Annotated in this window: 12 protein-coding genes; 3 read left to right on the forward strand and 9 right to left on the reverse strand. The window is 70.4% G+C overall.

Annotated elements, in window-relative coordinates; all coding sequences use genetic code 11:
- Positions 1–95: 95 nt before the first annotated feature.
- Complete coding sequence (locus tag ACIA3K_RS19710; protein ID WP_396802717.1) at positions 96–971, reverse strand: alpha/beta fold hydrolase; 876 nt, start codon at positions 969–971, stop codon at positions 96–98.
- Positions 968–1930 carry a TIGR03557 family F420-dependent LLM class oxidoreductase gene (locus tag ACIA3K_RS19715; RefSeq protein ID WP_355051801.1) on the reverse strand — a complete coding sequence of 321 codons (963 nt, stop codon included), beginning with the start codon at positions 1928–1930 and terminating at the stop codon, positions 968–970. The genes ACIA3K_RS19710 and ACIA3K_RS19715 overlap by 4 nt, the downstream gene beginning before the upstream one ends.
- A 375-nt stretch (positions 1931–2305) precedes the next feature.
- Between ACIA3K_RS19715 and ACIA3K_RS19720 the strand changes: the two genes are divergently transcribed.
- Positions 2306–3700, forward strand: coding sequence for a cellulase family glycosylhydrolase (locus ACIA3K_RS19720; protein WP_396802720.1), 1395 nt, complete (start codon positions 2306–2308; stop codon positions 3698–3700).
- 79 nt (positions 3701–3779) lie between these two features.
- Here ACIA3K_RS19720 and ACIA3K_RS19725 read toward each other — a convergent pair whose 3' ends face one another.
- The 7 genes from ACIA3K_RS19725 to ACIA3K_RS19755 all read right to left on the reverse strand — a co-directional run bounded on the left by ACIA3K_RS19725 (position 3780) and on the right by ACIA3K_RS19755 (position 11215).
- Positions 3780–4103 carry a DMT family transporter gene (locus ACIA3K_RS19725; RefSeq protein ID WP_396802721.1) on the reverse strand — a complete coding sequence of 108 codons (324 nt, stop codon included), beginning with the start codon at positions 4101–4103 and terminating at the stop codon, positions 3780–3782.
- 8 nt (positions 4104–4111) lie between these two features.
- A complete protein-coding gene (locus tag ACIA3K_RS19730; RefSeq protein WP_396802954.1) occupies positions 4112–5398 on the reverse strand; it encodes an RNA polymerase sigma factor in 1287 nt (428 codons plus the stop codon).
- A gap of 3 nt (positions 5399–5401) precedes the next feature.
- Entirely contained in the window at positions 5402–5803 is a 402-nt protein-coding gene (locus ACIA3K_RS19735) for a YciI family protein (protein ID WP_396802723.1), read from the reverse strand.
- 95 nt (positions 5804–5898) lie between these two features.
- Entirely contained in the window at positions 5899–8034 is a 2136-nt protein-coding gene (locus tag ACIA3K_RS19740) for an alpha-galactosidase (RefSeq protein ID WP_396802725.1), read from the reverse strand.
- A complete protein-coding gene (locus ACIA3K_RS19745) occupies positions 8031–8912 on the reverse strand; it encodes a carbohydrate ABC transporter permease (protein WP_396802727.1) in 882 nt (293 codons plus the stop codon). Before ACIA3K_RS19745 ends, ACIA3K_RS19740 begins: the two co-directional genes overlap by 4 nt.
- On the reverse strand, positions 8909–9865 hold the full coding sequence (locus ACIA3K_RS19750) for a carbohydrate ABC transporter permease (RefSeq protein WP_396802729.1): 957 nt from the start codon (positions 9863–9865) through the stop codon (positions 8909–8911). Before ACIA3K_RS19750 ends, ACIA3K_RS19745 begins: the two co-directional genes overlap by 4 nt.
- Before the next feature lie 21 nt (positions 9866–9886).
- The gene (locus ACIA3K_RS19755) at positions 9887–11215 is read right to left on the reverse strand and encodes an ABC transporter substrate-binding protein (RefSeq protein WP_396802731.1); all 1329 of its coding nucleotides are present in this window, start codon (positions 11213–11215) and stop codon (positions 9887–9889) included.
- A 281-nt stretch (positions 11216–11496) separates the two neighbouring features.
- Between ACIA3K_RS19755 and ACIA3K_RS19760 the strand changes: the two genes are divergently transcribed.
- Both ACIA3K_RS19760 and ACIA3K_RS19765 read left to right on the forward strand, forming a co-directional pair.
- On the forward strand, positions 11497–13485 hold the full coding sequence (locus ACIA3K_RS19760) for a beta-galactosidase (RefSeq protein ID WP_396802733.1): 1989 nt from the start codon (positions 11497–11499) through the stop codon (positions 13483–13485).
- A 37-nt stretch (positions 13486–13522) separates the two neighbouring features.
- Positions 13523–14299 (forward strand): DeoR/GlpR family DNA-binding transcription regulator, encoded by a 777-nt coding sequence (locus ACIA3K_RS19765; protein ID WP_396802735.1) that lies wholly within the window; start codon positions 13523–13525, stop codon positions 14297–14299.
- The last annotated feature ends 288 nt before the right edge of the window (positions 14300–14587 follow it).

Here is a 14587-nt window from a genome sequence, read left to right on the forward strand (position 1 = left end):
CACCACCGAGGCCACGATCGAGAAGAGGATCATCAGAAGGCAGCCGAGTCCACCACCGAGCGGGCGGATCTCCGTGTTTCCGAAGCGCATGAGGTTCACCTGTCCGTGAGTGCGGGCTGCGGGCTGAGCAGATGGCGGATCGCGTCCGCGACTGCCGTCGGCGCGGTGGTGACCAGGTTGTGCGCGGCGCCCGGTACGACGGTCAGGTCGGCGTCCGGCACGAGCCGGCTCGCCTGGTCGCGCCACCGCGCCGGCACCACCGGGTCGCGCTCACCGGCCAACACGAGGGTCGGCGTGGTGATCCGCACGAGATCCGCCTCGATCGTGTTGCGCACCGAGTGCGACAGCGTCGCGAAGACCCGCCAGGGCCGGGCGTCCCAGATGTCCCGAACCAGGATGGGCGCCTGCAGCGGAGCCTCGCGCAACGTGTCCACCAGCCACCGGCCGAACAGGGCGCGTCGGGACCGGGCGACCGGGTCACTTGTCGGCCCGGCGAGCACCAGCGCGCGTACCGCGTCCGGATGGTTCGCGGCGACCGCGGCGGCGACCTCCGCGCCGAACGAGTGCCCCACCAGGCAGACCGGCGGCAGCCGATACGCGGCCAGCCAGGTGGCCAGGTGGTCGGCGTGCCGCGCGACGTCGTACGCGCCCCGGGGGTGGTCGCTCAGACCGAAGCCGGGCAGGTCCGGCACGTACACCGGGTGGGTCCTGGCGAGCGCGACGGCCAGCGGGGTGAGATAGCGGTGCGAGACGGCGAGGCCGTGCACCAGCACCACGGGCGTGGCCCCGGCGTCCGGTTGGGCGCTTCGCCGGGTGTGGGTGCGCAGTCCGTCGACGAGCCGCCAGTCGCTGGTGAGGCCGGCGGCCGGCCGGGGAGCGGCCAGGGCGAGCCGCAGCTCGGCCAGCCCGAACCGGCCGGCGGGCGTGAGCCCGGCCGGCCGGATCCGCCGGCGGCTCGTCGGGTGGCTCACAGCTCGCGGAGCCGGGGCAGTAGCTGATCCTGCGCCCAGTCCAGGAACATCGGCTGGGTCTCCCCGCCGACCTGGATGATCGCCACGTGCGTGAAGCCGGCGTCGACGAACTTGCGGAACGCGTCGACGTGCGCCTCCACGTCCGGGCCGCAGGAGATGCCCTCGGCGACGTCCTCCTCCCGGACGAACTGGGTGGCGGCGGCGAAGGACTCCGGCCCCGGCAGGTCGGCGTTGACCTTCCAGCCCATTCCGAACCAGCGGAACTGGTCGTGGACGATCTTGCGGCACTCGGCCTCGTCCGGGCCGTAGCAGATCGCCACCTGCCCGTACCGGGGCTGGCCCGCGCCGCCCGCGTCGTCGTACATCTCGATGATGTGCCGGTCGGGCTCGGTGGAGACGAGGCCGTTGCCGTACTCGGCGGCCAGCGTGGCGGACTGCCGGCCGGAGGCGGCGATCGCCATCGGGACGGGCCGCTCGGGGCGGTCCCAGACGTAGGCGTCGGGTACGTCGAAGTGGTTCCCGGAGAAGGTCAACGTCTCGCCGTTGAGCAGCGGACGGATGATCTGCAACGCCTCCTCGAACATCTCGTGGCGCTGCTGCACGTGCGGCCAGCCGCCGACCACATGCTCGTTGAGGTTCTCCCCGGCGCCCAGGCCGAGGGTGAACCGCCCATCCGAGAGCGCGCCGATGGTGCTGGCCTTCTGGGCGACCACGGCCGGGTGGTAGCGGCGGATCGGGCAGGTCACGAAGGACATCAGCTCCGCGCGAGAGGTGGCGTGCGCGACCGCGCCGAGCACCGACCAGGCGTACGGGGAGTGGCCCTGCGAGTCCAGCCACGGGTAGTAGTGGTCGGACATCACCAGTTGGTCGAAGCCGGCCGCCTCGGCCCGCACCGCGTGGTCCACCAGTTGCTTCGGTCCGGCCTGCTCGCACATCAGGGTGTAGCCGACGCTCACCATCCCGTTATCTCCTTCTCGCCGACGGTTCGTCCCGGGATACCCAGGTCAGCAACGGTCAACCCTCCCGTCCGGTTCGCCCGGACGATGCTTGACGGATGCGGTGGACCCGCCTACGGTCCTCTTAACCGGTTAAGACCCTCGGTGTGGCGCACATCCTGTGGTGGGGATGACCGCCCCGTGACGGCCCGCGTCCGCGCGGGCCGTCACGGCCGTCCGCCCCTTCGAGCGTTCTACTGAACCGGTTGCGAGGGCTGATCCATCGCCCTAGGCTGATGCGCGCCGCCGGGAGTCGGGCGGCGGCTGTCGGGCTGCAGCCGCCTTCCCCTGTCGTACCCCACCCCTGCCGGGCATCGGGGGTCCTCCCTGAGGAAGGCCATGAAGACTCGACTCTCCGCCGTCGGCGCCGCCCTGCTCGCGCTGCTGCTCGCCGTGCTGGCGTTCGGTCAACCGGCGCACGCCGCGGCCGGCTTCTCCGTCGCGGGCGGCAAGCTGTACGACGCCAACGGCGCCGAATTCGTCATGCGCGGCGTCAACCACGCGCACACCTGGTACCCGCAGCAGACCAGCTCGTTCGCCAACGTCAAGGCGCTCGGCGCGAACACCGTGCGGGTGGTGCTCGCCAGCGGCGACCGCTGGACCCGGAACACCAACGCCGACGTCGCCAACGTCATCTCGCTGTGCAAGGCCAACCGGCTGATCTGCGTGCTGGAGGTCCACGACACCACCGGGTACGGCGAGCAGAGCGGCGCGATCACCCTGGACCGTGCCGTCGACTACTGGCTCAGCCTGAAGGACGTGCTGGTCGGCCAGGAGCGGTACGTTCTCGTCAACATCGGCAACGAGCCGTACGGCAACCAGAACTACGCGTCCTGGGCCACCGACAGCGCCAACGCGATCAAGCGGCTGCGGGCCGGGGGCCTGACCCACACCATCATGGTGGACGCCCCGAACTGGGGCCAGGACTGGTCGTTCACGATGCGCGACAACGCCGCGTCGGTCTTCGCCGCCGACCCGGCCCGCAACACGCTGTTCTCCATCCACATGTACGGCGTCTTCGACACCGCTGCCGAGATCACCGACTACCTGGGCCGGTTCCGTACGGCGGGGCTGCCCATCGTGGTCGGTGAGTTCGGCTTCAACCACTCCGACGGCGACCCGGACGAGGACACCATCCTCGCGTACAGCCAGGCCAACGGGATCGGCTGGCTCGGCTGGTCGTGGAGCGGCAACGGGGGTGGCGTCGAGTATCTCGACATGGCTACCGCCTTCAACCCGGCGAGCCTGACCACCTGGGGGCAGCGGGTCTTCAACGGCGTGAACGGCATCCGGCAGACGTCCCGCGAGGCCACCGTCTTCGGCGGAACCCCGCCTCCGACGACCCCGCCTCCGACCACGCCGCCTCCGACCACGCCGCCTCCGACCACGCCCCCTCCCACCACGCCGCCTCCGACGACCACGCCGCCGCCCGCCGGTGGCTGCACGGCGACGTACACCATCACCAACCAGTGGCAGGGCGGCTTCCAGGGCGAGGTGCGGGTGACCGCCGGCGCCAACGCGATCACCGGCTGGACCACCCGGTGGACCTACACCAACGGCCAGAGCGTCACCCAGGCCTGGAACGCCACCCTGACCAGCAGCGGTTCCACGGTGACCGCGCGGAACGCGGACTACAACGGCCGACTGGCCGCCGGTGCCAGCGCCACCTTCGGCTTCCTCGGCAGCTGGAACGGCACCAACCCCACACCGCAGGTGAGCTGCACCGCCAGCTGAGCGACCTGCGGCGACCAACGCCAGATGGCCGGGCCCGCACTGGGCCCGGCCATCGCGTCCTTCGGGTGCCCGACAGCGGTCAGTGCTGCTCGCCGGTCAGGTTGACGATGACCACGCCCGCGATGATCAGAGCGATGCCCACGAGCTTGACCGGCCCGACCGACTCGCCCAGGAACACCGCGCCGATCGCCACGATGGCCGCGGTGCCCAGGCCCGACCAGAGGGCGTACGCGACACCGACCGGTATCTCCTTCACGGCCTGGGCGAGCAGGAGGAACGCCAGCGCGTACCCGGTCAGGCAGCCAAGTGTCGGCCAGACGCGGGTGAACCCGGCGGTGTTCTTGATCAGGCTGGTCGCCACCACCTCGGCGAGGATGGCGATTCCCAGCAGCACGTACGCCATGCGGCCCCTCAGTCCTCGGTTCGCGGTCGAGCCATCGAGTGTTCCACCCCAGCATCGGCCAGGCGGGCGGCGCGCATGGTGAGGTAGCGCTGTTCGGGGAGGCTGCTCGTGCGGGCAGCGGCATCCCGGTAGTCCGCGATGGCCCGCTCCCGGTCGCCGGCCATCTCGTGCAGGTGCGCGCGGGCGGCGGGCAGCCGGTGGTGTCCTGCCAGCCGGGGATCGTCGGTCAGCGCGTCGAGGGCCCGGAGGCCGGCAGCGGGCCCGTGCACCATGGCGGTCGCGACGGCCCGGTTGAGCGCCACCACCGGGGTGCCGGCCAACCGATCCAGCACGCCGTACAGCGCCAGGATCTGGGGCCAGTCGGTCGCGTCGGTGCTGGGAGCCTCGTCGTGCAGCGCGGCGATGGCGGCCTGCACCTGGTAGGGGCCGACCGGGCCGCGCGGCAGCGCCGCCGTGACCAGTGCGACGCCTTCGGCGATGGCCGCCGCGTCCCAGCGGCTGCGATCCTGCTCGGCCAGTGGGATCAGCTCTCCCGAGGGCCCGGTTCGTGCCGGGCTGCGCGCCTCCGTGAGCAGCAGCAACGCGAGCAGTCCGGCGGTCTCACTGTCGTCGGGCAGGCGTACGTGCAGCGCCCGGGTCAGCCGGATCGCCTCGGCTGCGAGGTCGACACGGCGTAGGTCCGGGCCGGCGGTACTGGTGTGCCCCTCGGTGAAGATCAGGTAGAGCACCTGTCGGACGGCGGCCAGCCGATCGGCCCGCTCCGCCTCCTCGGGCATCCGGAACGGCAGCCCGGACGCGCGGATCCGCTGCTTTGCCCGGCTGATCCGCTGCGCCATGGTCGCCTCGGGCACCAGGAACGCGCGGGCGATCTCGGCGGTGCTCAGACCGCCGACCGCGCGCAGGGTCAACGCGACCGCCGACGTGGGGGCGAGCGCCGGATGGCAGCAGAGGAGGAGCAGGACCAGGGTGTCGTCCCGCTCGGCGGCCAGCTCCTCGTCCGGGGCCGGCGCGTACCGCCGGTCGTCCGGGTCCTGACGGGTGACCAGGTCCTCGCGGCGACGCCGGGCCTGCTCGCCGCGGACCAGCTCGATCATCCGGCGGTAGCCGACCTGGATCAGCCAGCCCCGGGGGTTCGTCGGCAGCCCGTCGGCCGGCCACTGGCCGGCGGCGGCGAGCAGTGCCTCCTGTACGGCGTCCTCGGCGGTGGCGAAGTCACCGAACCGGCGGGTGAGCACGCCGAGGACCTGCGGCGCCAGTTCGCGCAGCAGGTCCTCGATGCGAAGGTCGGCGGTCAGCGCTCACAGCTCCTGCGACGGAGCGGACATCACCGGGTGCACCTCGATCGGCATGTTCAGGGGCCGGCCGCCGGGTCCGGGCGCGGTGGAGATGTGCGCGGCCAACTCCACCGCCCGCTGCGGGCTGTCGACGTCGACGATCCAGAAGCCGGCGAGGAACTCCTTCGTCTCGGCGAACGGGCCCTCGGTGACGACCGGCGCACCGCCCTCGTCGGCGCGCACGATCCGCGCCTGCTGCGGGCCGCCGAGACCCTGCGCGTCGACCCACTCGCCATCGGCGGCCAGCTTCTCGTTGACCTCACCCATGAACGCGACGTGCGCCCGGACCTCGTCCTGCGTCCAGGTGTCGATGCCCGGAAAGTCGGTCCCGCTGGCGCTGAACTGCATCAACAGCATGTACTTCATCGTCTCGCTCCTCACGCCCGCGCACCGTGGTCGGTGCTCTCACCCTGAGGTAGAAGCCGACGAGACCGTTCTCGACACCCCGGACAAAGAAATTTCTAGCCGACCTCGTCGACCTCGAACAGCACGCTCTGCTCGGGGTGCAGCGCGGGTAGCTGCACGCCCACCCGGGCCAGCGCAGCTCCGCTGAGCACGACACCGGACGCCAGCCAGGGCGGCCCGGAGAGGTCGATCGTCGCCGGAGGTGGCACGTCCGGGACCGGGCGCACCCGGTAACGCCGCGCCGGGTCGAGACCGGGTAGCCGTACCGCGCCCGGGGTCTGCGCCACCGAGGTGGCGAGCCGGGCCACCGCGTACACCGCTCGGCTCTTGTCCTTGCCGATGACGCCGTGCGCCCAGACGGCCGGGTCCGGGTGGTCGACCCGGACCACCCGCCCGGAGTGCAGCAGCGGACGCAGCCGCTTGTGCAGCGCCACCCAGGCGGTCAGCTCGGCCTGTTCGGCGGCGCTGATCGAGGCGATGTCCCACTCGATGCCGTGGTGACCGAACAGCGCCGTGGCCGCCCGGAAACCCAGGTCGTGTACGCGGTGGGTGGTGTGCGAGCGCTCCGGCCCGATGTGCGTGCCGACGAGCTCCGGTGGCAGCAGCAGCCCGGTCCAGCGCTGGATGCCGAGCCGTTCCAGGGCGTCGTTGCAGTCGCTGGCCCAGACCCGGTCGGTGCGGGCCAGGATGGCCAGGTCCACCCGGGCGCCCCCGGACGAGCAGCTCTCGATCTCCACGCCGGGGTGACGTCGACGCAGCTCGTCGAGGAGGCGGTAGACCGCGAGGGTCTGCCCGTGCACCCCGGGCCGGCCGTGGTGCCCCGCCTCGGTGAGGTCCCGGTTGTGGTCCCACTTGAGGTAGCTGATCCCGGGATGCTCGGTGAGCAGCGCGTCGAGGCGTTCCAGCACGTAGTCGTACGCCTCGGGGCGGCCCAGGTCGAGCACCTGCTGCCGGCGCCAGGCGGGCGGCAGCCGACCCGGCAGGGTCAGCAGCCAGTCGGCGTGCGCGCGGTACAGGTCCGAGTCGGGGTTGACCATCTCCGGTTCCACCCACAGGCCGAACTGAAGGCCGTGGCCGGTCACGTGGTCGATGAGCGGTTGCAGGCCGTCGGGCCAGACGTCCTCGTCGACGTACCAGTCGCCCAGCCCGGCCGTGTCGTCGCGCCGGCCGCGGAACCAGCCGTCGTCGAGCACGAACCGTTCCACGCCGATCTGCGCGGCGCGGTCGGCGAGGGCCCGCAGCCGGTCCAGGTCGTGGTCGAAGTAGACCGCCTCCCAGACGTTGAGGGTGACCGGGCGCGGCGATCGCGGGTGTCCGGGCCGCGCCCGCACATGCGAGTGGAGTACGTCGCTGAGTCCGTCCAGCCCCTCGTCGGACCAGACGGCGTAGAGCAGTGGAGTCTCGTACGCCTCGCCGGGGGCGAGCCGGATCTCGCCGGGGGCCAGCAGCTCCCCGCCGCCGAGGGTGGAGTCGCCGGTGGGCCGGCGTTCGGCGACGGTGAGGTGGTCGCCGCTCCACGCGGTGTGCACCGCCCAGATCTCGCCGTGGCCGAAGTCGAACCCGGCGGTGCCGGCCACCAGCAGCAGTGTGGCGTCGTGCCCGGTGCGACCGTGCCGCCCCTCGCGGACCCACGCGCCGTGCTGCCACGGGTGCCGTTGCGGGGAGCGTTCGCGGCACCAGCGACCGGTCAGGTCGAGCAGTTCGGTGGCGACCGCCGGCACCGGGAGCACCGGGGTCAGCTCCCGCACCTCGTACGCGCCGTCGCCGTCGTTGCGGAGCTGGTGTCGGACGGTCAGCAGGCCGTACGGGTCGAGCGTGATCTCGATGGTCAGGGACAGCCTGGCGGACTCATCCGACGCCCGTACGGTGACCCGGGCCGGGGCGTCGGCCGGCTCGTCGACGGCGAGGCCGTCGAGCCGGAACGCGGTGGACCAGTCCCGCCCGTCGCGGTGCCCGGCCAACCCGGGTCGGCCGCTCCAACCGGCGCTCGCCTCGGGCAGCAGCGACAGCACGGGTGGCTCGTCGAAGCTGCTCGGCACCACCGGTGGCACGGTGGCGTCCACGAGGTGGCGCAGGCCGTCGTCGTCCAGGTCGCCGATGTCGCCACCCCAGTGCGCCATGCGGGGCAGCCCCGGGCCGCGCGCGTCGAGTACCAGGCTGGTCCGCCCGCGGCGCAGGTGCAGGATCGTCATCCTTTGGAGGCTCCCAAGGTCAGGCCCCGGACGAAGTGCCGCTGGAGCATAAAGAAGATCACGAGGGTGGGGATCGCGACGAGCACGCTGCCCGCCGAGACCAGGTTGTTGTCGGTGAAGAACTGGCCGCGCAGGTTGTTGAGCGAGCTGGTCACCGGGAACTTGTCGCCGGTACGCATGAGGACGGTGGCCCAGAAGAACTCGTTGTAGATCCAGGTCACCTCCAGGGTGGCCAGCGCGGCCAGGGCCGGCCGGCACAGCGGCATGGTGATCTGCCAGTACTGCCGCCAGACACTCGCGCCGTCGACCATCGCCGCCTCGTACAGGTCGTGCGGGAGCGCCTTCATGTAGTTGCTGAGCACGAAGACGCAGAACCCGCACTGGAAGGCGACGTTGATCAGGATCAGGCCCCAGTAGCTGTCGTAGAGCAGCTCGGAGTCGCTCATGAACTCCGGCAGCGGCACCTCGGTGAACAGTCGGAACAGCGGGATGAGCAGCGCCTGTTGCGGCAGCAGGTTGGCGGCGGTGAACACCCCGAGCAGAAGCAGGTTGATCTTCCAGCTGAACCGGGCGATGACGAACGCCACGCAGGAGGCGAGCAGGAGCGTCAGCAGCACCGCCGGCACCGTGATGTAGACCGAGTTGAGGAAGTGCTTGCCGAACTCCGCCTGATCCCAGGCCGTGACGTAGTTGTCGATGGTCCAGCCGCCGAACGAGACGTAGCCGTTGGCGGCGGTGTACTGGTACGAGCGGAACGACGTGAGGACCGCCCAGGCGATCGGGAAGAGCCAGATCAGCGCCACGGCGATGAGGAAGCCGTGCAGCAGGATCCGCAGCGGGGTCAGCTTGCGTCGGCGGATCGGGGTGTCGACGCTCATTCCCGGTTCTCCCTCATCACGGTCGCCAGGTAGATGGTGATGAAGACCAGCGAGACGACCAGCATGATCGTCGCCAGCGCCGAGCCGAAGCCGATCCGGCTCGCCTCACCCACCACGTTCTGGGTGACCAGCGCGGAGATCAACTCCAGGCCGTTGCGGCCCTTGTTGACGACCCAGACCAGGTCGAACGCGCGCAGCGACTCGATCACGGTCACCACCAGCACGATGATGTTGATCGGTCGCATGACCGGGAAGACGACCCGGAAGAACGTCCGGACCTCGGAGGCGCCGTCGACGGCGGCGGCCTCGCGCAGCGACGGGTCGACGCCCTTCAGCCCGGCCAGGTAGAGCAGCATGATGTAGCCGACGTGTCGCCAACCGGAGGCGACCATGACCGCCCAGATGTTGACGTTCGAGTCGCCGTACCAGTCGGTGCCGGTGCCGAGGACGGCGTTGATCAGGCCCTGGTCACGGGAGTAGAGCAGCTGCCAGACGAAGCCGATCAGCGCCAGCGAGAGCACCACCGGCAGGTACAGCGCCGTCTGGTAGAAGCGGCTGCCGCGCAGCTCCTTGTCGAGCAGCACGGCCAGGAACATGCCGAACGGCGTGGCGACCACGAACAGCACGGCCAGCCAGAGCAGGTTGTGTTGGATCGCGGGCACGAACGGCGGGTAGATGTTCACCACGTCGCTGTAGTTGCGCCCGCCGACGAACTCGATCTCGTTGAGTGGACCGATGCCATCCCAGTCGGTGCCGGACAGCACCACGGTCGCCAGGGCCGGCAGCCAGACGAGCGCGGTGACGAGCAGCAGTGGGACGAGCACCATCAGCGTGATGACCACGCGGTCGGTGGGGGACAGGAGCCGTAGCCGCCGGCGACGACCACCCGTGGAGGTGGTCGCCGCCGACGGCGGCACGGCGCGATCCGCTTGGATCAGGGGTAGGTCGGACACGATGTCCTCCCCCTTCCGCCGTCAGTCAGTGAAGATCGACTTTTTCTGGTTCTCGATGGACGACGTCAGCCCGTCGATGTCCTTCGGGTTCTTGATGAACTGCTGGATCGCCGGGATCATTACCGTGGAGGCGAAGTCAGGCCGGGTGTCCCGGTCGAGGAACTGGGCGATCTCGGTGGCCGACCCGACCAGCTCCGCGGCCTTCTTCTGCAGCGCCGTGTAGCCGCCGACGTCCGCGCCGCTGTTGGCGACGAGGACGGCCGGGTCGTTCTTGAGGTTGATGTCCGCGGCGGCCTTGCCACCGAAGTACTCGAGCAGCTTGCGGGCGTTGTCCTCGTTCTTGGGCTTGCGGGCCATCATGTAGCCGTCGATCGGGGCGTCCAGCGCCTTCGCGCCGATGGCCGGGTCGATCTCGGGGAAGGTGAAGAAGTCGAGGTCGTCCTGCTCTTCGTTGCTGAACTGCTGACCGACGAAGAGGCCCAGCAGGTACATGCCGCTCTTCTTCTGCTGCAACGACTGCGCGGCCTCCTGCCAGGTGCGGCCGAGGCTGTCCGGCTGGTGTAGGGGGAGCAGGCCGGCCCAGGTGTCGAAGACCTTCTTGACCTTGTCGGAGGTCCAGGCCTCCTTGCCGGCCATCAGGTCGACGTGGAACTGGTAGCCGTTGATCCGCAGGTTGAGGATGTCGAACGTGCCCATCGCCGGCCAGCCGTCCTTGTCGGCGAAGGCGATCGGGGTGAGGCCGTCCTTCTTCATCTGCGCGCCGAGCGCGGTGAACTGGTCCAGCGTGGTGGGCACCTGGTAGCCGTGCTGCTGCCAGACCGACTTGCGGTAGAAGACCGCCCACGGGTAGTACGTCCCCGGCACGAAGTACTGCTTGCCGTCGTCCCCGGTGGACGCCTTCTTGAACGCGTCGGAGTAGCCGGAGATCTTGCCCCACACGTCGCTGATGTCGCTGGCCAGGCCCTTGGCGGCAAAGAAGCGCATCCGGTAGCCGGCGAACCAGGTGAAGACGTCGTCCGGCTTGCCCTGCAGGTAGTTGTTGATGTTCTCCTGGAACGTGTTGTGGTCGACCGTGTTGGTCGCGACCTGGACGCCGGACGAGGTCTTGAACCCGTCGGTGATCTTGGCGAGGACGTCCTTGGGCTTCGGGTCGGACTGGTTCGAGCCGAGCGAGACGTCCTTACTGGACCCGCCGGAGCCGGAGTCGTCGCCGCAGCCGGCGAGCAGACCGGTGCTGAGCAGCGCGCCCGTGCCGGCCGCGCCGGCCAGCAGTGACCGTCGGTTGATGCCGGCGACGGAGGGCGGTACGAGCCGAGCCAGGTATTCGGCTTGCGATCGGGGACGGGACATCGGTGCCTCCTGCGGATGAAGAGGTGCTACGTCCAAGGGGTCAGGTGTGGTGAGGAGCGGTCCAGCCTGGAAATACGCATCGTGATCCACCGAGAATCCACATTGGCGAACACGATCGGCCAGTTGGGGCCTCAAGCTACCTCTCCATAGGCCGCTGTCAAGAGGTACTTTCGCCTCTGATAACCCAGTCGTGATCCGGCTGTTACGAGGTAAACGTTGGAAAGGAAGTCGATGTTGGAAACTGTTGACTTCGGTGGGTGGCCGGTGCACCCTCACCTGTCATGCGGCGATGGCAGGGCGAGGGCATCTACTTCGGCGGCGACTACAACCCCGAGCAGTGGCCCGAGCAGACCTGGTCGGAGGACGTCGAGCTGATGCGACGGGCCGGGGTCAACCTGGTCTCCGTCGGCATCTTCTCCTGGGCACGCCTGGAACCCCACCCCGGACGGTTCGAGTTCGGCTGGCTGGACCGTGTGCTCGACCTCCTGCACGACGGGGGCATCCAGGTCGACCTGGCCACCGCCACCGCCAGTCCACCGCCCTGGCTGCCCCGCGCGCACCCGGAGACGCTGCCCCGACGGGCCGACGGCGCCATCCTCTGGCCGGGCGGGCGGCAGGCGTACTGCCCCAGCTCCCCGGTGTTCCGCGAGCGCTCCCTGGAGCTGGTGCGCGCGGTCGCCGGCCGGTACGCCGAGCACCCCGCCGTCGTCATGTGGCACGTCTCCAACGAGCTGGGCTGCCACAACGTGCACTGCTACTGCGACGTCAGCGCCGAGGCGTTCCGGGGGTGGCTGCGCGAGCGCTACGGCGACCTGGACCGGCTCAACGACGCGTGGGGCACCGCGTTCTGGAGCCAGCGCTACGGCGACTGGGCCGAGATCAATCCGCCGCGCACCGCGCCGACGTTCGCCAACCCGACCCAGCAGCTCGACTTCCTGCGCTTCTCCTCCGACGAGCAGCGCGCCCAACTACGCGCCGAACGCGAGGCGCTCAAGACGCTGGTCCGCCAACCGGTCACCACCAATTTCATGGTCGGCATGGCCAAGCACATGGATTACCACTCCTGGGCCGGCGACGTGGACCTCGTCTCCAACGACCACTACCTGAACGCCGCCGACCCCCGGGCCCACCTCGGGTTGGCGCTCGCCGCCGACCACACCCGGGGCGTCGCCGGTGGCGAGCCCTGGCTGCTCATGGAGCACTCCACCAGCGCGGTCAACTGGCAGCCGCGCAACGTCGCGAAGCTCCCCGGCCAACTGCGCCGCAACAGCCTGGCCCACGTCGCCCGGGGCGCCGACGGGGTGCTGTTCTTCCAGTGGCGTGCGTCCCGGGCCGGAGCCGAGAAGTTCCACTCCGCGCTGGTGCCGCACGCCGGCCCGGACACCAAGGTGTTCCGCGAGGTCTGCCAGCTCGGCGCGGACCTCACGGCCCTCGCCGAGGTACGCGGCAGCCGGGTCGACGCCGAGGTGGCGATCCTGTTCGATTTCGAGGCGTGGTGGGCGGTCGAGTTGGACTCCCACCCGAGCGTCGACGTCACGTACGCCGACCGCCTCAACGCGTTGCACGGCGCGCTCTGGCGGGCCGGCGTGACCGCGGACATCGTCCACCCGTCGACCGACCTCAGCGGTTACCGACTGGTCCTGGCGCCCACCCTCTACCTCGTCCGGGACGCCGACGTCGAGGCGCTGCGCCGATTCACCGAGGCCGGCGGCACGGCGGCGGTCACCTACTTCAGCGGCATCGTCGACGAGAACGACCACATCCGCCTCGGCGGGTACCCCGGCGCGTTCCGCGACCTGCTCGGCGTCCACACCGAGGAGTTCTTTCCCCTGCGCGAGGGCGAGCGCGTCGGACTCGACGACGGCGGCACCGTCGACGTGTGGACCGAGTGGCTGCACGCCGACGACGCCGAGGTGCTGGCGTCGTACACCGATGGGCCCTTGCCGGGCGTGCCGGCGCTCACGCGGCGGTCGGTCGGCGCGGGCGCCGCGTGGTACGTCGGCGCCCGGCTCGACGAGCCGGCCACCGACCGGCTGGTCGCCCGGCTGCTCGACGAGGCCGGCGTCCGTCCGGCGGCGCAGGCGCCGAGCGGGGTGGAGGTGGTACGACGCCGCGACGGCGAGCGGACCTGGCTGTTCGCGATCAACCACACGTCGTCGGAAGTACGGGTCTCGGCGACCGGTGTCGATCTGTTGACCGGCACGCGGTGCGCGGGTGAGCTGACCGTGCCGGCCGGCGAGGTGGCCGTGGTCCGCGAGGACCGGTCGTAGTGTGGTCGACGGCCACGGCGCGAAGGAGGTTCCCCAGATGCTGGCCCAGCAGCGGCAGAGCGCCATCCTCGACCTGATCCGCCAGCGCGGTGGGGTGCGGGTGAGCCACCTGGTCAGCCGGTTCGGCGTGTCCGACATGACGATCCGGCGCGACCTGGAGGTGCTGGCCGAGCGCGGCCTGGTGGACAAGGTCCACGGTGGTGCGACGCTCGCCGGACCTGGCTCGGCCGACGAGCCCGGCTTCGCCGCGAAGTCGATCCGCCAGCAGGCGGAGAAGCGGGCCATCGCCGAGCGGGCGGCCACGATGGTGGAGCCGGGGATGGCCATCGCGCTGTCCGCCGGTACGACCACCGCCGCGCTGGCCACCCTGCTGTCCGACGTGCACGGGCTGACCGTGGTGACCAACTCGATCCCGGTGGCCGACGCGCTCTACCAGAATCCGCGCGCCGACCAGACCGTCGTCCTGACCGGCGGCATCCGTACCCCGTCCGACGCGCTGACCGGCCCGGTCGCCGAGGCGGCGATCAGCGCGCTCAACGTCGACCTGCTCTTCCTGGGGGTGCACGGCCTCAGCCCGCGCACCGGCTTCACCACCCCGAACCTGCTGGAGGCCGGCGTCAACCGGTGCCTCATCGGGGCCGCCCGCCGGCTGGTGGTGCTCGCCGACCACACCAAGTGGGAGACGATCGGCATCGCCACCATCGCCCCGCTGGAGGCCGCCGACGTCCTCATCACCGACGCCGGGATGTCGGCCGAGGCGTGCACCACGATCGGCGAGCAGGTCGGCGAACTGGCCGTCGTCAAGACCGGTTAGGTCAGCGACTTTTCCCACAGCGCCTGAAGATCAGGCCGATCTTCGGTGACCATCTGGGCTGTCCGGCAGTCCAGTTAGGACACTTTTCAATAGCCATCGTCTGTTATCGCTGCTACCGAGAGTGGATGCGCTCAGGGAGCTATCAGCCGGCATTCATCTAGTCAAGATCTTGAGTCTCGTGGAAGGATCTCCGTACTCTCCGCTCGTCATCCGGCGTGTGTGGCGGGGAGGGTGTTGTGCGGACTCAGGCGTGGCCTTCGAGTGTGTTCACCAGGTTGACGCGAGGCC

The organism is Micromonospora sp. NPDC051543 (assembly GCF_044454415.1).
Lineage (GTDB): Bacteria > Actinomycetota > Actinomycetes > Mycobacteriales > Micromonosporaceae > Micromonospora.